The organism is Telluria sp. AIW5 (assembly GCF_056680575.1).
In genome coordinates, this window is the sequence record NZ_CM155289.1 from 5222394 (window position 1) to 5244052 (window position 21659).

The following is a 21659-nucleotide window of genomic DNA, read 5'->3' on the forward strand; positions in this document are numbered from 1 at the left end:
AGGCCGAGCCATCGAAGGCCACTAAGCGTTCTGTGCACGTTGTTTGCTCAACGGTCGATGCTTACTTGCCAAGTCAACATAGACATCCTTCCCTGTGGCCTTTTTTATCCGCGCCGGATAGAAATAAAAAATTAAATACACGCGAAACGCAAGACCAATACTCATCCAGCTAACCGGAAGCATTGCAACGATCAGAAAAATATGCACAAATGGCAGCCCTAGAAATGTACGCGCAATATCCATGATTGGAATCATCAGGAGTGCGAGAGCCATATATAGTAAAAAGTCTCGATCCCGAGGCGTCTGCGAAAATTTGAAATGCTTTTCGAGGAGAAAGTTATCTCCCCTCCTCATGTAATAAACGGCGTCTTCTTCCTCCTCGAAAACAACACTTCGCAACGATGTATCGTTAAAAACATTTCTATAAAGAACGAAGAATTTCCGGCACCAGAAAAAATGACTAATTATATAGAACAAAATAATTCCTACCCTGACCCAATAGGGCGCCCCACCATAGAGCAGCGCCGCCAGGCACGGCACAATACCCATAAAAGAAATACCTGCGACAGCTAACGAGAAAACTCCATAGTATTTTGCCTTCCAACCCCATCGAAAAACCACGGAGAGAAAGGCTAATATCGACGATAGTCCCAAAACTCCACCCATCAATAGCACCAATGCGTTTTCTGCAAGCGGTATGCTTGGAGCCGCGCCATACGCTAGCGGAACACTGATCAGCACGAACAAAAAGAGCATGCCAACACTAATACTAGCGAACTTGGAGGGTCGCAATATCGTTGGATTAATAGCGTCGAGATCTCTCAAAATACGCCTCCTTCGTAGTCCAACGCGAACTTCTTCTTCAAATAGTACCAATTAGATTCAAGACTCCTCCTCATGTGTTCAGCTAGCACGGCTGAAAGCCCATCCTGATGCGACTCTCCCACTACCATTCTTCCTAATTTTTTATCTACAGCATCGACGCCGTAGCCAATAATAGCTCCAGCCGTTATCGTTATTGCGCCTATGGCGACAACAGACAAACTCACTTCCAAGGCAAACATAACTAGAAATACTATGCATGCCACAACAGTCACCGTTAGCACAGCGACGACGATCGATTTTATGGAGTTGGTTATTAAAGACGCGGTCAAGTCGTAACCGTCCTTAGAAGCGTCAGCCTTCCATTCCGCCAAAGCCGCGGCGCTGCCAAAAATAAAGCTGACCAGCGCGCAGTTTTTAAAAGATCCTGCTATTCCCTTAGCTGCGGCAGTGAGCACGCTGCTTGCTTTGCCTGTGCCTCCGAAGATACTCATTATACGTTCATTTCCCGGACCAAACCCGCCCGGACCAAACACTGCATTTTGTTTGCCATATCCGGAGAAGAAAAACCGCGCTTTCCCTCGTACGTAATGAATCTTCGCCTTTACCAATTTGAATCCCGCATGCGTTTTGTTGTCGAGACTTGCTTTCAACCAATCCCAATTATCGCCGACGTAAGCGCCAGCGCCAGCCAACTGTGCCAATAGCCAGTTTCTGGTTGCAATGTTATTAGGATCCAGATCAGCCAAACCAGAATTCCCTCCTCCGTTCTTGAGTACTTCCCATATAGCCGGCGGCATACCTTTTATATCCCCCTCCACAACACATACAAGTGCACAGTCGTCGTCGACCGAAGCCGCGGCTGAATGGGCACTTGGATGTTCCGGCATAGTCTCAAGCGATTTCAACTTTTGACTTTTCTTATGCAACTGCGCATCAGGCTGCTGAGACGACGTGCCCAAAGCTACGATAATCGGCGCAGGTTTGGTTTTAGGTTCGTCATCGTACTGTTGAGCGTCGAGCTTCATCGGCTCCATTTTCAACATTATTTTTCCTTCAGACTTCAAAATGAGCTCGCCTTTAAAATCACGCGCCAACCACAAATGCAGGCGATCCTCATCGTTAAAGGACACATGTCCCGTTCCTCTTCCAGCAACCAGCTTCTTTTCGTTCGCATTGTAAAAATCTGATCCATTGGACTCGACCGTATTCTTTCGGCCCTTCCCAAGTTTCAGCTCAAAGATGACATCACGGTGCTTTCGCAGTACTACCTGAATATTGTCGCTTGAGCGCCAGCAGCTCACGGCCTCCCCAGGAAGATCGATGCAAAGTTTCTGCTGTGTCGGGGTAGCGTTCCAGTTCACGTTCGTCGCAGCCATCAATCCTCCTTTTACCTTCGTTTGGGTTGCTTCGAGCGAAAAGGCCCGAGGGGTACATTCTTCAGCGTTGCCTTCCCGCTGCCATCGAGCGTTACCGTCTTGTTATCTCCGCCAGAAAACGAGATGTCGATAGGCTCATCGGTGAGCACGTTTCCGTGCGCATCGACGTATTCAATTTCAAGATCACGCTTCATGTTGAGTTCCGAAATCTTCGACGCAATTTCGGCACTCGGCGCGCTGACGGGCCCCGCCAACTCCTTCGCGCTCGCCTTGAAGTCCACCTTCCCCGGCGCATGCACCTCGATATTCCCGCCCTCGAGCTTGATGTACGCCCCCTGCGCCGTCAGCAGTACATGTTTTTTCGGCGCCGAGATCGCCACGGTTTTGGTGACGCTGGCCACCGTCACCGTCTTGTCCGCGACAAGCGACGTCGTTCCCGACTGGCTCTGGCTGCTGACCTTGCCGCTGGCCGCATGCAGCTTGAGGCCGACCTCCTGGTTCGGCTTCGCCTTGTTGTTCGCCTTGCCGTAGGTGAACAGGCTGATGCCGCCCACGACAGCGATGGCCGCGTTGGCCTGGGAGACGAGATTGATATCCTGGCCCGCACCGATGCTGGCGGTCGTGCCCGCCGCAAGCACTGCATCGGCCGGCGTGGCGGCGACGATGCCCGCAGGGCTCGACAATTGCAGCTGCGGCTCCGCGTACGCGGTCGCCTTGCCATTGGCGTCGCCATCGACGGCCTCGATAACTTCCGTGCTGTGCCCCTTCTGCTCGACTGCAGCAAGCCTGGCCGGCTCCGGCTCATCCTTCAGCCGCGCATTGTGCTTCTGCGCCTGCGTCGCCAGCGCGACCTGCAATTCGCGGCTCGCGTCGATCTGCGCAGCTGCCTCGCGCGAATCGAGCTGGTTGCCACCACTCTTCGCGTCCGACGACAACAGCAAGCCCTGCCCTGCACGCACGGCCGCGCTGTGAGCAGTCTTGAGTTCAGCCCCAAAACCCGCCGGCTGCAAACGCGCGTTATCGCTCTGATGGCGCAACTGGCCGAGGTTCAGCTCGGCCGCGCCATCGTGCGGCTTGGTATGCCGCTGCAAGGCCAGGCGCGACTGGCCCGGGCTGTCGTCGAACACCAGCTGGCTGTAGGCACCGCCGCCCTCCTGGCTGGCCTGCATCGCCTGCGACTTGAAGCCCGACAGCACCGCCGGGTGCGCGTGCACGCCGCCCTCCCCCGGAAACCACGTGGGTGCGTTGCCGGTGATGCCGGCCGCGCCGTGCGCCATCTCGTTGTGCTGCGCGTCCCGCTGGCCGCGTCCGTTGTACAGGCTGCCGATGACGACGGGACGGTCGATGTCGCCTTCCAGAAAATCGACCAGTACTTCCTGGCCGACGCGCGGCACCATGAAGGCGCCCCAGTTCGCACCGGCGAGCGGCGTCGCGACGCGCACCCAGGTGCCCGCCCTGTCGTCGCCCGGCGCGCCGGTATGCCCGTCCGGATAAGGGTGGACCAGCCGGCTGTGGCTGGCGTCGCCGCGCTGCCAGTGGAATTGCACCTTGATGCGGTGATCGCGGTCCGTGTGAATCGTCGCGCCGGGCGGGCCGACGACGATCGCCGTCTGCTGGCCGCGCACGGTCGGGCGCGGATGCAGCAGGCGGCCGTGGGCGTCGGTGCCGCTGCTGCGATACGGAACGCGCGCAGGCAGCGCATCGATCCGGTTGCGGTAGATCGGACGCGCGTCCGCGGACAAGCTGAATTCATCGGCGGCCGCCGTCGTGACCGTCCCGTTCCCCAGCAGCTTGTTCACGGAACCCAGTACGTCCGCGCCCAGGTTGTTGTGCATCAGGTGCACAGCCCGCGTGATGAGGAAGCTGCGGTCGTCCTCGTGGTCGGCCGCGTCGAACAGCGCGTGGCCATGCAGTGTAAAAGTCGTGCCGGGCGCGAAGCTGCGCACGGTGCCGGCCGCGACGTGCACCTGGCGCGTCGCCTCCAGCGCCTGGATCTGGTTGAGGGCGATGCGCTGGCCCTGCTCGCGGTCGGGCCAGGCGTAGACGCCGGGCGCGTCGCGGCTCGCCAGCGAAACCTCGCCGCCGACACCGGCGGCATCGACCCGGCGCTGGCGCACGGTGCGGTAATCCCAGCTGCCCATCTCGATCGCATCCGTGACAAGGCGCGATTCGATGCGCCAGCGGTCGATGCTGTCGGCCCGCATGACGGCGCCCGGCCGGGTGAACGCGACCGATGCCTGCGCGTTGGGCTGGAACGCGCCGTTGTGGTCGGCGATGACGAGCGTGTGGGCACCCAGCGCAGGACTGCGCGGATCGCCGCTGTGCTCGAAAAAGTGGAACAGGCCCTCCTCGTGCATCAGGCGCTCGGCGAAGGCCAGGTCGCTTTCCTGGTACTGCGTCGTCAGGCTGCGCTTCGGGTAGACCCGGCTGTCGGCCAGCGCGAAGCGCCAGTCGGGCGCCAGCCTGCCGCGTCCTGACCAGGTCTTGAAGACGCGGTCGAGGATCTCGATGACCGTCATGTCCTGGAAGACGCGGCTGTCGCGCCCGAGCGCCAGGAAGCGCGTCCAGGGTTCGATCGTGAGGACATAACGGGCAAAGCCGCCGTTGGCGCCGCTGATCTCCGCGGCCGTGACATGACCGTGAAAGGAACGCGGCTGGCCGCTGGTCGCCGTCAGTAGTTGTAGCAATGCCGGCTGTCCCAGCAGGCTTTTGAGGGACAGGTGCGCGTCCGTCGACAAGGCGTCGACCCTGAAGGAAAATCCACCGCTGATGGCCTCTTCGCCGCGCACGCATTCGGCCAGCAGGTCCTGTCCGAGCGGCGTGGTCAGCCTGAGCAGGCGCGTGTCCTGCGTAAAACGGTTGAACGACGCGAGCAGGCATGCGGCGTCGGATTGGTCCGGCATTGATCTCTCCCATGAATGCGGCAAACTCCGGGCTGCGGCGCTAACAGCATGCGCACGCGCAAGTGAACCCGACGATTACACGTCGAGTTGCCGTTTTTACTGTTGAGGAAGATCAGGCCGTTTGCCGCCCGGCATGGAATGCGCTGTTGGCGCGACACCCGTGTGAGAGAAGTCGGAAAGAAGTGTTCGGAATGATCCGATGGCGACACGAAAAAAAACGCTGCGACGGTCATCCGCGCAGCGTTCTCTCACATCGGCAAGGCCGATGATTACTTGTTCAGGTCCCAGCCGCCAAACGCGTTCGGCAGTTGGGCGGCCGCGGTCGTCTCGAGGATATCGCCCTTCAGGTTGGTCAGCACGACCGGCAGCGCGTTGCCGCCCAGTTCGAGGATGACCTGGCGGCAGGCGCCGCAGGGAGCGATCGGGCCATCGGTCTGGCCGATCACGGCCAGCGCCGTGAAGTCGCCCGGCTTGTAGCCGTGGGCGATGGCGCTGAAGAAGGCCGTGCGTTCGGCGCAGTTGCACAGGCCGTAGGACGCGTTTTCGACGTTACAGCCGCGGAAGACGCGGCCGTCCTTGCATTCCAGGGCGGCGCCGACCTGGAATTTCGAATACGGCGTGTAGGCCAGTTCGCGCGCGGCGCGGGCTTCGTCGATCAGTTTTTCGTATTTCATGGCGTTTGCTTATTCTGGGCGAATGGTGCGGTGGATCATCGGCGCGGCGGCGGCTTTCTCAAGACCGATCTGGTAGGCAGCCTGCACCTGGCGTGCGGCCTGCCCGGCAGCTTCCTGGGTGCGCGCGTGGACCATCGCCAGCGGCTGGCCGACGGCGATCTGGTCGCCCAGTTCGACGAGGCCGGTGAGGCCGACGGCGAAGTCGATCGCGTCTTGCGGACGCACACGGCCGCCGCCCAGGGCGACGACAGCCAGGCCGAGGCCGCGGGTGTCGACGGCATTGACGTAGCCAGCCTGGGTTGCCGGTACCGGCACGATGACCGGTGCGGTCTCCAGATAGGCGTCCGGCTTGTCCATCAGGTCGGCCGGGCCGCCGAGGGCGGCGACCATGCGCGCGAAGCGCTCGGCGGCTTCGCCCGAATCGAGGGCCGCTACCAGCCTGGCGCGCGCCTGCTCGTCGTTCGACGCCAGGCCCGAGATGACCAGCATCTCGGCGCACAGCGCCATCGTCACTTCGTGCAGGCGTGCCGGGCGCGCCTTGCCGGTCAGGTAATCGATGGCGACGCGCACCTCGACCGCATTGCCGGCGGCGTGGCAGAGCGATTCGTCCATGCCGGTCAGGATGGCCGAGGTGCGGGTGCCGGCGCCGTTGCCGACGCTGACGATGCTCTCGGCCAGTTCGACCGATTTTTCGTAGCTTGGCATGAAGGCGCCGCTGCCGACTTTCACGTCCATCACCAGCGCGTCGAGGCCGGCGGAGAGCTTCTTCGAGAGGATCGAACCGGTGATCATCGCCACCGATTCGACGGTCGCCGTGGTGTCGCGGATGCTGTAGAAGCGTTTATCCGCCGGCGCCAGTTGCGCAGTCTGGCCGATGATGGCGACGCCGACTTCCTTGACGACCTTGCGGAACAGTTCCGGGTCAGGAACGGTGCTGTAGCCGGGGATCGAATCGAATTTATCCAGCGTGCCGCCGGTGTGGCCCAGGCCGCGGCCCGAGATCATCGGCACGAAACCGCCGCAGGCGGCGATCATCGGTCCGAGCATCAGCGAGACGACGTCGCCGACGCCGCCGGTCGAGTGCTTGTCGACCACCGGGCCTGGGAGGTTCATCGATTTCCATTCCAGCACCTGGCCGGAGTCGCGCATCGCCAGGGTGAAGGCGACGCGTTCGTCCATCGTCATGTCGTTGAAGTAGACGGCCATGGCGAGGGCTGCGATCTGGCCTTCGGTGACGGTGTTGTCGGGGATGCCGCGGACGAAGAACTGGATTTCTTCCTTTGTAAGGATGCCGCCGTCGCGTTTTTTGCGGATGATTTCTTGGGGGAGGAACATGGCGTAATCGCCTCTCGATGTTAATCAGTGTTGGACGCGACCATATCGATTGCGCCGGAAAACGACGTAGGGTGGGCGCCCCGTGTCCACGCGGTGATCGTTAACGGATGCCGGCCCGATCGCGAAATCGGAGCCGGTTCGTATCACCGCGTGGGCACAAGTGCCCACCCTACAAAACCAATCAGACGCCGTACGGAATCCAGACGTTCTTGACCTGGCTCGCGTGCTGCAGCACGACACGGCCGCAGGCCTGCTTCGCATCGAACCAGTCGCGGCCCTTGCCGCCGCCGACCCAGGTGCGCTTGAGCGTCTCGGACGACAGGCGCTCGACTTCGGCGCAGCCCTCGGCGGAGCCGTCGTGGCGCCACACGGCATCGACATCGCCGTGGGTGGCCAGCGTGCGTGCCAGCTCGTCGGCCGAACCGGTGACGATGTTCAGTGCGCCGCCCGGCAGGTCAGAGGTATCGAGCACCTGGTACAGGTCCGTGCTTGAGAGCGGATAGGCTTCCGACGGCACCGCGACGACGCGGTTGCCGAGTGCCAGCGCAGGCGCGACCAGCGAGATGAAGCCCAGCAGCGGGTTCTCGTTCGGGCAGATCACGCCGATCACGCCGACCGGCTCGTTCAATGCGACGGTGATGCCGTGCATCGGCGGCTGGTGGGCTGCGCCGTCGTACTTGTCGCACCACGCGGCCCAGTAGAACAGGCGTTCGATCGAAGCAGCGACTTCGCGCTGCGGGTCGCGCACGCCGGTCATGGCAGCCAGGCGGGCTGCGAATTCCTCGGCACGGATCGCCAGGTTCTCGGCGATGTAGTACAGGACCTGCGCGCGGTTGTGCGCGGTGGCCTTCGACCAGCCGGCAGCTTTATGGGCGGCTTCGACGGCGTTGCGGATGTCCTTGCGGTTACCTTCGCCGACGTCGGCCAGGAAGGCGCCGTTGGCGCCATTGATCGCGCGGCTGTAGGCGCCGTCAGGGCGGGCCTGCTTGCCGCCGATGTAGAGCTTGGCGGTGCGGTCCACTGCGAACGGGCTGCCCGCGTCGGACGACTTGAGCTTGGCTTGTTCAGGCTTGAGAGGTGCGCTTGGGCGTGCATCTTCCGACAGCGGCGTCAGGTACTCGTACATGCCCTCCTTGCCGCCCTCGCGGCCAAAACCCGATTCCTTGTAGCCGCCGAAGCCGCAGGCTGCGTCGAACTGGTTCGCCGTGTTGATCCACACGACGCCGGCCTTGATCTGCGGCGCGACGTCCAGCGCCAGCGAGATCGATTCCGACCACACGCAGGCGGCCAGACCATAGACGGTGTTGTTTGCCAGTTGCACCGCTTCGCCCGGGGTGCGGAAGCTCATCGCGACCAGCACCGGTCCGAAGATCTCGGTCTGGGCGACAGCGGCCGAAGTCGAGGCGCCGGTGATCAGGGTCGGCAGGTACCACGAACCGGCGACAGGTGCTTCGCAGCTTGGCTGCCAGATTTCGCAGCCTTCCGCACGGGCGGCTTCCACCAGGCCGTGGATGCGCTGCTGCTGCACCGGATCGACCAGTGCGCCGATGTCGTTCGATTTATCGAGCGGCGAGCCGACGCGCAGGTTCTGCATGCGCACCTTGACCTTGGCGATGAAGCGGTCGTAGACCGATTCCTGTACCAGCAGGCGCGAACCTGCGCAGCAGACTTGCCCCTGATTGAACCAGATCGAATCGACCAGGCCTTCGACGGCGGCGTCCAGGTCCGCGTCGTCGAAGACGATGAACGGGGATTTGCCGCCCAACTCCAGCGACAGCTTCTTGCCGCTGCCAGCGGTGGCCTTGCGGATGATGCGGCCCACTTCCGTGGAACCGGTAAAGGCCAGCTTGTCGATGCCGGGATGGTTCACGATGGCTTCGCCCACGCGGCCATCGCCGGTGACGATGTTGACGACGCCGGCAGGCACGCCGGCCTGCTGGCAGATCTCGGCGAACAGCAGTGCGGTCAGCGAGGTGTATTCGGCCGGCTTGAACACGATGGTGTTGCCGGCGGCGAGCGCCGGTGCGATTTTCCATGCCAGCATCAGGACCGGGAAGTTCCAGGGAACGATCTGGCCGACGACGCCGACGGCGCGGTAGTCGGCGAATTCTTCCGACTGCAGCTGCGCCCAGCCTGCGTGGTGATAGAAGTGGCGTGCGGCCAGCGGCAAATCGGCATCGCGCGTTTCGCGGATGGTCTTGCCGTTGTCGAGCGTTTCGAGCACCGCGAACAGGCGCGAGTGCTTTTGCAGCAGGCGTGCGATCGAATACATGACCTTGGCGCGGCCGTGGCCACCCAGCGCGACCCAGCCCGGCTGCGCGCGGCGCGCGGCTTCGACGGCGCGGTTCACGTCGTCGCTGGTCGCCTGGGTGACTTGCGCCAGTTCCGAACCATCGGCCGGGTTGTTCGAGGCGAAGGTCTCGCTACCCTCGCTCCACGCATTGTCGATGAACAGTCCAAAACGGCGTCCGTGCTGGTCCAGCCACGCTTGCGCTTCTTTGCTGCTCTCGGGTGCGGGGCCGTAATCCATGGTTTGCAGAATCTCTTTAATTGTTGGCATGACGAATCCGTTCGGTATTTAAGGTTGCGCGTGGCGATGTGCGGCCGAGTAGGCGCCGGTCACGTAGTGCTCGAGCTGGCGCTCGATGTCGGTCATCAGGCTGGACGCGCCGATGCGGAACAGGTGCGGCTGCAGCCAGTCGTTGCCCAGCTCTTCCTTCATGACGGTCAGGTATTGGAGCGCGGACTTTGCAGTCGAGACGCCGCCTGCGGGCTTGTAGCCGACCTGGAAGCCGGTCTGCTCGTAGTATTCGCGGATCGCGCGGGTCATCACCAGCGACACCGGGATGGTGGCGTTCACGCCTTCCTTGCCGGTCGAGGTCTTGATGAAGTCGGCGCCGGCCATCATGCAGACCCACGACGCTTTCGCCACGTTGTCCAGCGTGACCAGGTCGCCGGTGGCGAGGATCGCCTTCACGTGCGCTTCGCCACAGGCGGCGCGGTAAGCGACCATCTCGTCGTACAGCGCCTGCCAGTTACCGGTCAGGACGTGCTGGCGCGTGATGACGATGTCGATCTCGGCGGCGCCGGCGGCGACGGAGAGTTCGATTTCGCGGATCTTGGTTTCCAGGCTCGACAGGCCGGCCGGGAAAGCGGTCGACACGGCGGCGATCGGCAGGCGGCCCTGCAGGATTTTCACTGCAGGCGTGATCATCTCGTGGTACACGCAGACGGCGCCGGTGGTCAGCGACTCGAGGCCGAGGGCCTGCATCAGGTCCGCGCGCAGCGGGCGCATCGCCTTCATGCACAGGCGCTCGACGCGGCCCGGCGTGTCGTCGCCGCCGAGGGTGGTCAGGTCCATGCACTGCACGGCGCGGATCAGCCAGGCGGCCTGGTATTCCTTTTTCACCGTGCGGCGGTTCGCCAGGCTGGCGGCGCGGCGGTCGGCCGCATTGCGGTTGACCTTGATACTGTTCACCCAGCCGAGGTCGAGGCCGACGGCGGTGTTACGTTTGAAGTCCAGGTTCTGGGTCATAGCAGTGCGGTTCCGTTGGAGAGAGGTTTGACGCCGAGGTGTTTGGCCAGCGTGGCGCCGATGTCGGAGAAGGTGCTCGCGATCGGCAGTTCCTGCGGCGTGACGTTCGGGCCGAAGAAAATCATCGGGATGTGTTCGCGGGTGTGGTCCGAGCCCGGCGCGGTCGGGTCGCAGCCATGGTCGGCGGTGATGACGACCAGGTCGCCGTCCTTCAGTTTCGCCATGAATTCCGGCAGGCGCGCGTCCAGCTCGTGCAACGCGTTCGAATAACCGGCGACGTCGCGGCGGTGGCCGAAGTGCATGTCGAAGTCGACGAAGTTAACAAAGGAGAGCGACTTCGACGGGGCATGGTCCGCCACTTCCAGCAGGCGGTCGAACAGCGCCATGTTGTCAACGCCTTTCACGAGGCGGGTCACGCCCTGCGCCGCGAAGATGTCGCTGATTTTACCGAGGGCGATGACATCACCGCCTTCGTTGGCAACGTGATCGAGCAGCGTCGGCGCGGTTGGCGGCACGGCGTAGTCGTGGCGATTGGACGTGCGCTTGTACTTGCCGTTCGCGCCCAGGAAAGGACGCGCGATCACGCGGCCGATGTTGTAGGGCTTGACCAGTTCATAGGCCGCTTCGCAGACCGCGTACAGGCGCTCCAGGCCGAAGTGTTCTTCGTGCGCGGCGATCTGCAGCACCGAGTCGGCCGAGGTGTAGAGGATGACTTTGCCGGTAGCGACATGCTCGTCGCCCAGTTCGTCGATGATCGTCGTGCCCGAGGCGTGGCAGTTGCCGAGCCAGCCGGCGACGCCCGTGATCTCTTGCAGCTTGTCGGTCAGCTCCTTCGGGAAGGACGGCACCGTCTTCGGAAAATAACCCCAGTCGAACAGCACCGGGACGCCGGCGATCTCCCAGTGGCCGCTCTGCGTGTCCTTGCCGGTCGACTGTTCGCGAGCGGCGCCCCAGGCGCCGGTGAAGCCGTCGCGTTGCGCGAAACCGGCGGCCCATTCGCCGCTCGCCTTGTGCGCGGCGGCAGCGAGGCCCAGGCGCTCGAGGTTGGGCAGCGACATCGGCTTGCCCTCTTTCGCGGCCCACTCGGCGATGTGGCCGAAGGTGTTGGCGCCCGTGTCGCCGTATTTGTCGGCGTCGGGCAGCGCGCCCAGGCCGAAGGAGTCAAGCAGGAGGATGAATGCGCGTGACATGGAAGTCCTCGACGTTAAATTAAACGGCGGCAGCGCGTGGGATCGAACCCAGGCGCTCGGTGAACGAATGGATCAGGGTGACCAGGTCCTTCGCCGCGATGGCCGCGTACTTCAGGGTCTGCTCGTGCGACAGCGGGAATGGGCTCAAGCCTTCCGCCAGGTTGGTGATGGCGGAGATGCCGACCACTTTCAGGCCGCAGTGACGCGCCGAGATCACTTCCGGCACCACCGACATGCCGACGACGTCGGCGCCCAGCGTGCGGAAGGCGCGGATTTCGGCGGCGGTCTCGAAGTTCGGACCCGGCGCGGCCAGGTAGACGCCTTCGGCGATCGTGATGTTCTTTTCAAGCGCGGTGGCTTTCACCAGGGCGCGCAGGTCGGCGTCGTACGCGTTGGCCATGCTGAAGAAGCGCGGACCAAAACGGTCGTCGTTCGGGCCGGCCATCGGGCTGCCCGGCAGGAAGTTGATGTGGTCGGTCAGGACGACGACGCTGCCGGCGTCGACTTCGGTGCGCAGCGAGCCGGCGGCATTCGTCACCAAGAGCATCTCGCAGCCGAGCAATTTAAAGGTGCGCACGGCGGAGGTCATCACGTTGGCGCCGTAGCCTTCGTAGAAGTGGCCGCGGCCCTTCATGCAGACCACCGGCACGCCGGCCAGGGTGCCCAGCACCAGTTCGCCCGCGTGGCCATGCACGGTACTGATCGGGAAGCCCGGCAGTTCCGAATAGCTGATCGAGACCGCGTCCAGCATCTGCTCGGCGAGCACCCCGAGGCCGGAGCCGAGGATCATCGCCACACGCGGCTCGAATCCTGGTTTGCGGGCGCGGATGATCTCGGCGGCTTCGAATGGGGTATTGCTGGACATGAGGTTTCCTTCTGTTGGATCCGAAAATAAGCTGAAAATAAGCTGAAATGGGAGAGGCAGTCGTGCGGGCGGGCGCAGGAACGGCCCGGCGGCGTCGAGCGAGCGAACGAAGCCGAAAAATTATGAGAACTATGCATTATCGCGGATATGTATAGCAAATACCATTTCTCTTGCCCATTTATATGACGATCGAATAAATCCGCAATGATCGATTCGGAGGGCGCCAAGATTGATCGCGCAAGCGATATCGGTTGACGTCACCAAAACATTTGTCTAATCTAGACAAACATTTGTTTAACCCTATTTCACTGTGACCGACCTTTCGAAAAAAGAGCAGTTGTACGAGCTGATCCGCGCCAATCCCTTCATCGCGCAGACCGAGCTCGCCGCCGTGCTGCAGCTGTCGCGCTCGGCCGTGGCCGGCTATATCGCCAGCCTGGTGCGCGAACGGCGCCTGCTCGGACGCGCCTATGTGCTGCCCGACGCACGGCCGATCCTGTGCATCGGGGCGGCCAACCTGGACCGCAAGCTGCGTGCATCGAACCCGCTGGCGATGGGCAGCTCGAACCCGGCCAGCGCGGTCGAATCCTTCGGCGGGGTGGCGCGCAACATCGCCGAGAACCTGGCGCGGATGGGCGCAGCGGTCGGCCTGATCACGGCGGTCGGCAAGGACTCGTCCGGCAGCGCCCTGCTCGCCCACGCCGACGCTGTCGGGATCGACACGCGCGGCGCCCTGAAACTCGACGACGCGGCCAGCGGCACCTACACCGCGGTACTCGACCATGACGGCCAGATGGTCGTCGCCCTGGCCGACATGGCGCTCTACGACCGCATCACCCCGGACTTCCTCGCCCTGCGCCAGCAGCAGCGCGCAACCGCCTCGCTGATCGTGGCGGACCTGAACCTGGGCGTGGAGGCGGTCGAAACGCTGCGCCTCGACGCCGCGCGCGACGGCGTGATGCTGGTCATCGTCGCCGTCTCCGAGCCGAAGATGAACCGGCTGCCGGCGTCCCTGGAAGGCGTGCGCCTGCTGATCCTGAACCGCGGCGAGCTCGGTGCACGCCTCGGCCGCGAATTGAACGGCGAGGACGAACTGGCGGCCGCCTGCCGCGAACTGCAGGCGCAAGGCGTGCAGGATGTCGTCGTCACCCTGGGCCCGCGCGGCGTGCTGTTCACCACGCCAAACGGCGTCGAACGGCTGGACGCGCCACCGGCAAACGTGGTCGATGTCACCGGCGCCGGCGACGCCTTTGCCGCCGCGCTCGTGCTGTCGCTGCAGGACGGCGGTGCCGACCTGGCGCTGGCCTGCCGCCGTGGCCTGCAGCTCGCCACGCTCACCATCGAATGCCGCGAGACGGTTTGTCCGCAACTGGCGCCGGACACCTTCGGCGCTCTCATTTAAAAATATTGGAACCACCATGCACTCCTTCCTGCTGTTTTCCCCCGAAGTCGTCAGTGCACGCAACGCGGGCCGCCCCATCGTCGCGCTCGAGTCGACCATCATCTCGCACGGCATGCCCTACCCGCAGAACGTGCAGACCGCACGCAAGGTCGAACAGATCATCCGCGATGCCGGCGCCGTGCCCGCCACCATTGCCATCATGGACGGCAAGATCTGCATCGGTCTCTCCGACGAGCAGCTGGAGCAGCTCGGCACCGCGCCCGATGCGATTAAAGTGAGCCGGCGCGACCTGGCCTATGTGCTGTCGCAGCGCCTGCTGGGCGCGACCACCGTCGCCGCAACCATGATCTGCGCGCAGCTGGCCGGCATCGAAGTGTTCGTCACCGGCGGCATCGGCGGCGTGCACCGCGGCGCCGAGACCAGCTTCGACATCTCGGCGGATTTGCAGGAACTGGCCAACACCAGCGTGGCGGTGGTGTGCGCCGGCGTGAAATCGATCCTCGACATCGGCCTCACGCTCGAATACCTGGAGACGCATGGCGTGCCGGTGGTGAGCGTCGGCCAGCCCGGATTCCCTGCTTTCTTTACGCGCGAGTCCGGCTTCAATGCGGACTTCCAGCTCGACAGCGCCGAGCAGCAGGCGAAGTTCATCCGCACCAAATGGCAGCTGGGCCTGGAAGGGGGCGTCGTCGTCAGCAATCCGGTGCCGCAGCAGTTCGCGATGCCGAAGGACGAGATCGACCGCATCACGGAACAGGCTTTACGAGAAGCGGGTGAACAGGGCGTCACCGGCAAGAAGGTCACGCCCTTCCTGCTGGCGCGCATCAAGGAGCTGACCGAGGGCCGCAGCCTCGCCACGAATATCGCCCTGGTCGAGCACAACGCCCTGGTCGGGGCGCGCCTGGCCGTCGCTTTGAACGCACACGCCGCATAAGCTGCACACACCATGTCGATCGACCTGAAACAGCTGAAATACTTCCTGGCGGTCGCCGAGGAAAAAAGCTTCAGCCGCGCCGCCGAGCGCCTGCACATTTCGCAGCCGCCCCTCTCCCAGCAGATCATGAAGCTCGAATCCGAACTGGGCGTGCGCCTGTTCGCGCGCACCACGCGCAGCTTCGAGCTGACGGTGGCGGGCAAGGCGCTGATGACGGAAGCGGCGGACCTGCTGGCGCGCATGCGCATGACGATCGACACCATCCGCCAGATCGACCGGGGCGAAGTCGGCCGCCTGCGCGTCGGGATCGTCGGCTCGGCGATGTGGGGGCCGATCCCGAGCCTGCTGGAACGCTTCCAGAGCGAATTTCCGCGCGTGACCTGGACCCTGCACGAAATGGGTCCCGACCAGCAGTTCGAGGCGCTGCGCTCGAAGCAGATCGACGTCGGCTTCTGGCGCGAGCCGAGGCTCGGGGAAGAAGAACTGAAAACGGCGCAACTGCACCAGGAGTTGTGTTTTCGCGAGGATGTCTGCGTGGCCGTGCACAAGGGCCACGCGCTGGCCGGGCGTGAGGCGATCGACCTGGTCGACATCGCGAACGAACCGATGCTGACCCTGCACCTGAGCCAGTCGGCCGAACCGCGTTACCTGGTCCAGTGCTGCATCAACGCCGGCTTCCAGCCGACGATTTTCCAGGAAGCGGCCGAACCGCAGACGCTGCTGGCGATGGTGGGCGCGGGTTTAGGGGTGGCGCTGATGCCGGAGACGACCAGCCGGATCGGCTGGCCGGGGGTGGTATTCGTGCCGATCCGGACCAATACGCCGTCGGCGAATTTGTATATCACCTACACCAGCCAGGACGACGCGCCGGTGGTGCGCGCGTTTTTGAAGATTTTAAAGCCGGACGGCGATCGCGATATGTAGGGTGGGCTTCGCCCACGCGGTTCACCGGTTGCCATGCGGCGGCGCCGATCGTCATCCGTAACGCATGCGAACCGTTCGCCTGCAAGGGCAACCACCTATCACGCGCAGCACCGCGTGGGCGGAGCCCACCCTGCGTTTAGTGGGTTGCTCCGAGTACCTCAACCTGTTCGTCACCACCGCGCACCGCCACTTCCACCGCCACTTTCAAGCCCTCGACCATCTGCGCCAGCCGCATCGACGGCGCACCCTCGAAGGCCGCGGCCTGCTCCGGCAGATACGGCACGTGAATGAACCCGCCGATCGTCTCCGTTCCCTGCATGTGATGCATCAAGCCATAAAACACGTGATTGCAGACGAAGGTGCCCGCCGTCTGCGACACCGACGCGCGCAGGTCGCGCTCCTGCATCACACCGACGATCGCCTTCACCGGCAGCGTCGCGAAATAGGCTGCCGGACCATCGACCGCAATTGGCGCATCGATCGGCTGCTGCCCGTCGTTGTCGGTGATCGGCGCGTCGTCGACATTGATCGCGACCCGCTCGACCGTCAGGTCCGTGCGCCCGCCGGCCTGGCCGACGCAGATCACGACATCGGGCTTGATCTCGTCCACCGCGCCGCACAGCACGCGGTTGGCAAAGCAGAATACGCAGGGCAGCTGCAGGACTTCGACCAGAAAATCGTCTTCCACCCAGCCCTTCAAGGCCCGCACCGCCTCCCAGGCCGGGTTGATCGTCGCGCCATTGAAGGGTTCGAATCCAGTCAGCAGCACAGTTTTTTTCATGGCGATCGATTCATCAGGAAGTAGAGAAGGACAATGTTCGCCGCCAATAGCGGCAGCGCCGTCGGAATTTGCGCCTTGATCACGGCATTCTTGTCGGGCAACTCCAGCAAGGCGGCGGGGACGATATTAAAGTTCGCCGCCATCGGTGTCATTAATGTGCCGCAATACGCACTGAACATGCCGATGGCAGCCATTACAGCAGGATCGGCATCGTATTGTCCAACCAATATGGGTACGCCGATGCCGCCGGCGATCACCGGGAAGGCGGCGAAGCCATTGCCCATGATGATGGTGAACAGCGCCATGCCGACGCAATACAGCGCGACCGCTGCAAAGCGCGAATCGACCGCGAACCAGGACGTCGTCACGTGCGCCACCGCCTTGCCGACGCCGGCTTCCGTGAACAGCAGGCCCAGCACGGCCAGCATGTGCGGCAGCGTTACCGCCCAGCTCATCGCATCGACCAGGCGACGCCCCTCGCGCAGGCCTTGCAGCGGGCTGGCGCGGGTCAGCCAGCAAGCCGTGCCCAGCGCCAGCAGCGCGCCCAGGCCCAGGCTGGCAAGGGTCAGGTGCGCCTTGTCGAACAGGGCGAATTCGCCGATGTGGATATCCTTCAACAAGGTCGCGCCGAGCACGGTCACCAGCGGAATCAGCAGCGCCGGCAGGAACAGGCGGTTGCCCAGCCGCGCGGCGCTGGCGCGGCGATCGGACTCGGCCAGGCTGCCATGCTTGCCTGGCTTGACGAGGCCGCATCCGGCCAGCAGCGCCATCGCGATCATCAGCGCCCCGGCCAGCGCGGGCGCCATGAAGTCACCCACCAGATAGACGGCCGCGTACAACCCCCAGAACAGCGCACTGGTAAAACGGCGCGGGTGCGCACGGTCGAGCGCGGTCAACAGCGCCACGAAGCCCAGCAGCAGGCCGACCAGCAGGTACAGCAAAGGCAGGGAAAAAATCGGCGACAAGATCACTTGCCCTCCCCTTCGCGGCGGATCGCGGCATCCAGGCGGCGCAAATTCCAGCTGTGGATCACGAAGGCGCAGATCGCCGTCGGGATGCCCCACAGCGCCATGCGGATCGGATTGACCTCGATGCCTTCGGCGCGCAGGATGGTCTGCATCAGCACGATTGCGCCGAAGGCGACGAATATGTCCTCACCAAAAAACAGGCCGACGTTATCGGTGGCCGCCGCCATCGCGCGGATGCGGTGGCGCAGCGCATCCGACAGCGTGCCGTTGCGCGCCTCGGCCGCGCCCTCGGCCAGCGGCGCAATCAGCGGACGCACCATCGACGGCTGGCCGCCCAGGCTGGTGAGGCCGGCCGCCGCCGAGATCTCGCGCAGGAATAAATACACGATCAACAGGCGTCCGGTTGTGGCCGAGCGGATCTTCGCGATGCTCGCCATCGCATGCTCTTTCAGGCCGAAGCGCTCGAGCAAGCCGATTGCCGCCAGCGGCAGCAGCAAGACCAGCGGCAGGTTGCGCGTCTTGATGAAGGCGCTGCCGAGCGACTCGAGCACATGCATGAGGGGCATGGCGCTTGCTGCGCCGGTGACGCCGCAGGCGGCGACCACGGCCAGCACAGGGTTTGCCCGCAGCAGGAAGCCGGCGGCGATGACGGCCACGCCCAGCAGCGGCCACAGGTTGACGGCAGTTTGCATGCACTCTCCGGCTTCACTATTTAGCCGAGCGAGTGTACCCGAAGCGAGCTTGCGGGAACGAAACACGGCCGCGGACCGGGCCATGGAGACGTGCACCGCATCGACGCTTTGTGGCGCCGCTGCCGCACGCTTTCCGCCGCTGCCTGACCCACCCGCGCACGCTTGATCGCGCTCATGCCCAGGGCGCACACCTTCATTAATCTCGGGGCACAAACGGCGGGAAGTCCTGCCATCGACAAGGAGACACCATGCGCCTGCCTGCGATCTTGCCCGCGCTTTTGCACGCCCTGCGCCGCCTCGCCCGGCGGCTCGGTCCCTTCGTCCTGTGCGGCGCCCTGGCCGCCTGCGGCGGCGGGGTGGCGATCGGCTTCGGCTACAGCGATGACGATCTCGGGCACCACGACAGGCCGGACCGCCCGGACCATGATCGTCCCAGCGCCGAGACCGGCATCTTCCTGATTGCGGGCAGCCTGTGCCCGACCTGCGGCGGCGCGCTCGACGGTTCGGGCTCGAGCGCCCGCTTCGACGCGCCCGAGGGCATCGTCAACGCCCCCGACGGCAACCTGTACGTCGCCGAAAAGAACAGCGCGACGATCCGCCGCGTTTCGCCCCAGGGCGTGGCCGTCACCTTCGCCGGCAGCGTGGGCGCGATTGGCAGCGCGGACGGCGCCGGCACCGCCGCGCGCTTCAACATGCCGACCCGGATCGAGGCCGATCCCGACGGCAACCTGTACGTGACCGATACCGGCAACTCGACCATCCGCAAGATCAGCGCCGCCGGCGCCGTCACCACGCTGGCCGGCGCGGCGGGCCAGTGCGGCAGCGTCGATGGCGACGCGCGCAACGCCCGCTTCTGCTCGCCGCAGGGGATTACGCTGGACCGCCAAGGCAATGTGTACGTGGCCGATACCTTGAACCACACGATCCGGCGCATCGACAAAGCCAATGTGGTGACGACGATTGCCGGCGCGGCCGGCGCCTGCGGCAGCAGCGACGGGCACGGCGCGGCGGCGCGCTTTTGCGAGCCGCAGGATATCGAGGTCGACAACGCGGGCTATTTGTACGTTGCCGATACGGGCAATTCGACCATCCGCGAAATCTCGCCCGCGGGTGAGGTGCGCACGATCGCCGGGGCGGCGGGACAGTGCGGCAGCGCCGACGGCACATCCACGGATGCACGCCTGTGCCATGCGGCCGGGCTCACGCTCGACGGCAGCGGCAACATATACGTGGCTGATACCGGTAACGGCACGGTCCGCCGCATCAGTATCTCGAACGCGGTCAGCACGGTGATCGGGGTCGCCGGCACCCACAACAACGTGCTCGGTCCCCTGCCGGGCGGGCTGAACGCGCCGCGCGGCATTACGGCGTTCGGTAGCGGCGCGCTGGCGGTCACCACGCACAACCTGGTACTGAAACTGGTGCCGCGCTGAACCGGGGTTCAGGCGCGGCAGTGGCCAGGCTTATTCCGGGCGCACCGGCGAGGTCGCCATGTCGCCGACCACCGTGTTCCAGGGACGCACGTGGAAGGCGCGCACCAGGCCGTGCGTCACGTACGGGTCTGTCGCGGCGAACAGCTGTGGTGTTTCGGCGCTGTCGCAATTGAAGACCAGCAGCGCGCGATCGGCCGGTTCGCCGAGGGCGCCGGCCAGCACGATTTCGCCGCGTTCCTGGGCTTCCCACGCCAGTTTCAGATGTTCGTCGCGAAATTCAGCGCGGCGCTCGAGATAGTCGGGGGCGAGGTCATAGGTGAGCAGGTAGTGCACGGCGGTTCCTTGTTGGATGGGCAATGGTTGTCCAATGTTACCCCATTGGGACGACGGCGTACGCGAGCCCGCATCGGCGAATTTCCGGGATAAGCGTGCCGCTTCCTCAGCGGCAGGACGCGGGCATGCGTCCCTGCCGGCCTTCCGGCCCCTCCCGCCCCCATGTTCTTTTGTAGCGAAAACCATACTCGCCGGCCGACAACGCTTTATGCTGCGGTGCATTGCGACATGGCGCACAGAACAACTTCTAACGACGAGGTAGACTGGGCCCATGAACACATCGAGCAAAAAGATGGCGGCAGGAATGGCGGGCTTCGCCAGCGTGTTGTGGCTGGGCCTCACGGCTGCCGTCGCGGCGAACCAGCGCCGGCTGGTGTTCAACCCGACCATCACCCCGGAAGTGAACAGCCCGCGCAGCAGCGGCCACCGTACCCGTCCGATCGTGCTGCGCGCAAAAGACGGCACCCGCCTGTGCGGCTGGCTAATGACGCCGCGCACGCCTGGCCCGCGTCCGGCCGTGCTCTACTTCGGCGGCCGCTCCGAGGAAGTGTCCTGGGTCGTGCGCGATGCCGGCAACCTGTTTCCGAACATGACGGTCCTGGCGCTGAACTACCGCGGCTACGGCAATTCGCATGGCATCCCCGACGAGACCTTGCTGATCGAGGACGGCTGCACGCTGTTCGACTGGCTGGCCGCCCTGGGCCAGGTCGACGCGCGCCGCATCGCCGTGGTCGGGCGCAGCCTCGGTTCCGGCGTCGCGGTACAGGTCGCCAAGGAACGCGCGGCGCATTCGGTCGTGTTGATCACGCCCTACGATTCGATCCTGGCAATTGCCAAGCGCAAGTTCCGCGCAATGCCGATCGAATACATGCTGCGCCACCGCTTCGAGTCGATCAAGCATGCGCCTTTGCTGAAAGTGCCGACCTATGTAGTGCGCGCCGAGCGCGATGACATCGTGCCGCACTCGCATACCGACCAACTGTGCGAAAAACTCGCCAACCTGATCCTCGACGACATCGTTCCCGGCTCCGACCACATGAACATCCCCTACCTGGAAGCGACGCAAAGCCGCATCGCCGGTTTTCTCACACAGCGCTTCAGCCAGCCCCTGGCAACGCCCGAGCTCATCCAGACTGTCGCGTAGGCGAAAAAATGCCGAATCTTGTCGGCATTTATATTTCCTCCGAATAAATTGCCAAGTAAAATCGTATTTGCCTTGCATCGGCGGACTGATGCATATTCGACAGCTTGAGCTGCGCAGTGTTTTTCGCCATCCGGTCGACGCAGCATGGCCAACCTTCCCCGAAATAAATGTTGCGATGACGCCACATTCGCGCCCGCAGCGCGCCGGGGAAAGGTTCCGATACAAATCGTAACCCCATGAAACGCTGGGGACTGACACAATCCGCACGGCATTACGCCGCGCCGTGCGACACGCAATTCGCTGGTGCGCCGAGCCTTGCCTCTAGGTCATGCCTCCCAACGCAAC

18 protein-coding genes are annotated in these 21659 nt (G+C 63.8%); 5 read left to right on the forward strand and 13 right to left on the reverse strand.

Annotated features, from left to right (window positions below):
• Window positions 1-21 precede the first annotated feature (21 nt).
• From AC1MEM_RS22990 to xapA, 9 genes are all read right to left on the reverse strand, one after another.
• Entirely contained in the window at window positions 22-756 is a 735-nt protein-coding gene (locus tag AC1MEM_RS22990; RefSeq protein WP_499474404.1) for a hypothetical protein, read from the reverse strand.
• Window positions 757-821: 65 nt separating this feature from the next.
• A complete protein-coding gene (locus AC1MEM_RS22995) occupies window positions 822-2201 on the reverse strand; it encodes a hypothetical protein (protein ID WP_499474405.1) in 1380 nt (459 codons plus the stop codon).
• Window positions 2202-2212: 11 nt separating this feature from the next.
• Entirely contained in the window at window positions 2213-5104 is a 2892-nt protein-coding gene (locus tag AC1MEM_RS23000) for a type VI secretion system Vgr family protein (RefSeq protein ID WP_499474406.1), read from the reverse strand.
• A gap of 269 nt (window positions 5105-5373) precedes the next feature.
• Entirely contained in the window at window positions 5374-5778 is a 405-nt protein-coding gene (locus AC1MEM_RS23005; RefSeq protein WP_499474407.1) for a cytidine deaminase, read from the reverse strand.
• 9 nt (window positions 5779-5787) lie between these two features.
• Complete coding sequence (gene deoA, locus AC1MEM_RS23010) at window positions 5788-7113, reverse strand: thymidine phosphorylase (protein ID WP_499474408.1); 1326 nt, start codon at window positions 7111-7113, stop codon at window positions 5788-5790.
• A 181-nt stretch (window positions 7114-7294) separates the two neighbouring features.
• A complete protein-coding gene (locus tag AC1MEM_RS23015) occupies window positions 7295-9673 on the reverse strand; it encodes an aldehyde dehydrogenase family protein (RefSeq protein WP_499474409.1) in 2379 nt (792 codons plus the stop codon).
• An 18-nt stretch (window positions 9674-9691) separates the two neighbouring features.
• Window positions 9692-10648: a deoxyribose-phosphate aldolase gene (gene deoC / locus AC1MEM_RS23020; RefSeq protein ID WP_499474410.1), complete on the reverse strand. Its 957-nt coding sequence runs from the start codon at window positions 10646-10648 to the stop codon at window positions 9692-9694.
• Window positions 10645-11838: a phosphopentomutase gene (locus AC1MEM_RS23025; RefSeq protein WP_499474411.1), complete on the reverse strand. Its 1194-nt coding sequence runs from the start codon at window positions 11836-11838 to the stop codon at window positions 10645-10647. The genes deoC and AC1MEM_RS23025 overlap by 4 nt, the downstream gene beginning before the upstream one ends.
• A gap of 19 nt (window positions 11839-11857) precedes the next feature.
• Complete coding sequence (gene xapA / locus AC1MEM_RS23030; RefSeq protein WP_499474412.1) at window positions 11858-12703, reverse strand: xanthosine phosphorylase; 846 nt, start codon at window positions 12701-12703, stop codon at window positions 11858-11860.
• Window positions 12704-13013: 310 nt separating this feature from the next.
• Between xapA and AC1MEM_RS23035 the strand changes: the two genes are divergently transcribed.
• Genes AC1MEM_RS23035 through AC1MEM_RS23045 form a run of 3 tightly spaced genes read left to right on the forward strand, consistent with a single transcriptional unit; the run spans window position 13014 to window position 15963 of the window.
• Complete coding sequence (locus tag AC1MEM_RS23035) at window positions 13014-14105, forward strand: carbohydrate kinase family protein (RefSeq protein WP_499474413.1); 1092 nt, start codon at window positions 13014-13016, stop codon at window positions 14103-14105.
• Window positions 14106-14121: 16 nt separating this feature from the next.
• Entirely contained in the window at window positions 14122-15039 is a 918-nt protein-coding gene (locus AC1MEM_RS23040) for a pseudouridine-5'-phosphate glycosidase (RefSeq protein WP_499474414.1), read from the forward strand.
• Between the two features lie 12 nt (window positions 15040-15051).
• Complete coding sequence (locus tag AC1MEM_RS23045) at window positions 15052-15963, forward strand: LysR family transcriptional regulator (RefSeq protein WP_499474415.1); 912 nt, start codon at window positions 15052-15054, stop codon at window positions 15961-15963.
• A 136-nt stretch (window positions 15964-16099) separates the two neighbouring features.
• Here the strand turns inward: AC1MEM_RS23045 and pcp are convergent, their stop codons facing one another.
• The 3 genes from pcp to AC1MEM_RS23060 are packed head-to-tail and all read right to left on the reverse strand — an operon-like array spanning window position 16100 to window position 18404.
• Window positions 16100-16744, reverse strand: coding sequence for a pyroglutamyl-peptidase I (gene pcp / locus AC1MEM_RS23050; protein ID WP_499474416.1), 645 nt, complete (start codon window positions 16742-16744; stop codon window positions 16100-16102).
• Window positions 16741-17715: a DUF979 domain-containing protein gene (locus tag AC1MEM_RS23055; protein WP_499474417.1), complete on the reverse strand. Its 975-nt coding sequence runs from the start codon at window positions 17713-17715 to the stop codon at window positions 16741-16743. The genes pcp and AC1MEM_RS23055 overlap by 4 nt, the downstream gene beginning before the upstream one ends.
• A complete protein-coding gene (locus AC1MEM_RS23060; protein ID WP_499474418.1) occupies window positions 17712-18404 on the reverse strand; it encodes a DUF969 domain-containing protein in 693 nt (230 codons plus the stop codon). The genes AC1MEM_RS23055 and AC1MEM_RS23060 overlap by 4 nt, the downstream gene beginning before the upstream one ends.
• A 248-nt stretch (window positions 18405-18652) precedes the next feature.
• Between AC1MEM_RS23060 and AC1MEM_RS23065 the strand changes: the two genes are divergently transcribed.
• A complete protein-coding gene (locus tag AC1MEM_RS23065) occupies window positions 18653-19837 on the forward strand; it encodes an NHL domain-containing protein (protein WP_499474419.1) in 1185 nt (394 codons plus the stop codon).
• A 30-nt stretch (window positions 19838-19867) separates the two neighbouring features.
• Here the strand turns inward: AC1MEM_RS23065 and AC1MEM_RS23070 are convergent, their stop codons facing one another.
• The gene (locus tag AC1MEM_RS23070; protein WP_499474420.1) at window positions 19868-20170 is read right to left on the reverse strand and encodes a YciI-like protein; all 303 of its coding nucleotides are present in this window, start codon (window positions 20168-20170) and stop codon (window positions 19868-19870) included.
• Window positions 20171-20441: 271 nt separating this feature from the next.
• On the opposite strand from AC1MEM_RS23070, the gene AC1MEM_RS23075 reads away from it, so the two are divergent.
• Window positions 20442-21314, forward strand: a complete 873-nt coding sequence (locus tag AC1MEM_RS23075; protein ID WP_499474421.1) for an alpha/beta hydrolase — start codon at window positions 20442-20444, stop codon at window positions 21312-21314.
• Window positions 21315-21659 lie beyond the last annotated feature (345 nt).

Coding starts and splice junctions, on each gene's coding strand:
- AC1MEM_RS23025 (WP_499474411.1), bottom strand. CDS start 11,838: ATGTCACGCGCATTCATCCTCCTGCTTGACTCCTTCGGCCTGGGCGCG.
- AC1MEM_RS22995 (WP_499474405.1), bottom strand. CDS start 2,201: ATGGCTGCGACGAACGTGAACTGGAACGCTACCCCGACACAGCAGAAA.
- AC1MEM_RS22990 (WP_499474404.1), bottom strand. CDS start 756: ATGCTCTTTTTGTTCGTGCTGATCAGTGTTCCGCTAGCGTATGGCGCG.
- pcp (WP_499474416.1), bottom strand. CDS start 16,744: ATGAAAAAAACTGTGCTGCTGACTGGATTCGAACCCTTCAATGGCGCG.
- AC1MEM_RS23065 (WP_499474419.1), top strand. CDS start 18,653: ATGCGCCTGCCTGCGATCTTGCCCGCGCTTTTGCACGCCCTGCGCCGC.
- AC1MEM_RS23005 (WP_499474407.1), bottom strand. CDS start 5,778: ATGAAATACGAAAAACTGATCGACGAAGCCCGCGCCGCGCGCGAACTG.
- AC1MEM_RS23015 (WP_499474409.1), bottom strand. CDS start 9,673: ATGCCAACAATTAAAGAGATTCTGCAAACCATGGATTACGGCCCCGCA.
- AC1MEM_RS23000 (WP_499474406.1), bottom strand. CDS start 5,104: ATGCCGGACCAATCCGACGCCGCATGCCTGCTCGCGTCGTTCAACCGT.
- AC1MEM_RS23075 (WP_499474421.1), top strand. CDS start 20,442: ATGAACACATCGAGCAAAAAGATGGCGGCAGGAATGGCGGGCTTCGCC.
- AC1MEM_RS23060 (WP_499474418.1), bottom strand. CDS start 18,404: ATGCAAACTGCCGTCAACCTGTGGCCGCTGCTGGGCGTGGCCGTCATC.
- AC1MEM_RS23045 (WP_499474415.1), top strand. CDS start 15,052: ATGTCGATCGACCTGAAACAGCTGAAATACTTCCTGGCGGTCGCCGAG.
- deoC (WP_499474410.1), bottom strand. CDS start 10,648: ATGACCCAGAACCTGGACTTCAAACGTAACACCGCCGTCGGCCTCGAC.
- deoA (WP_499474408.1), bottom strand. CDS start 7,113: ATGTTCCTCCCCCAAGAAATCATCCGCAAAAAACGCGACGGCGGCATC.
- xapA (WP_499474412.1), bottom strand. CDS start 12,703: ATGTCCAGCAATACCCCATTCGAAGCCGCCGAGATCATCCGCGCCCGC.
- AC1MEM_RS23040 (WP_499474414.1), top strand. CDS start 14,122: ATGCACTCCTTCCTGCTGTTTTCCCCCGAAGTCGTCAGTGCACGCAAC.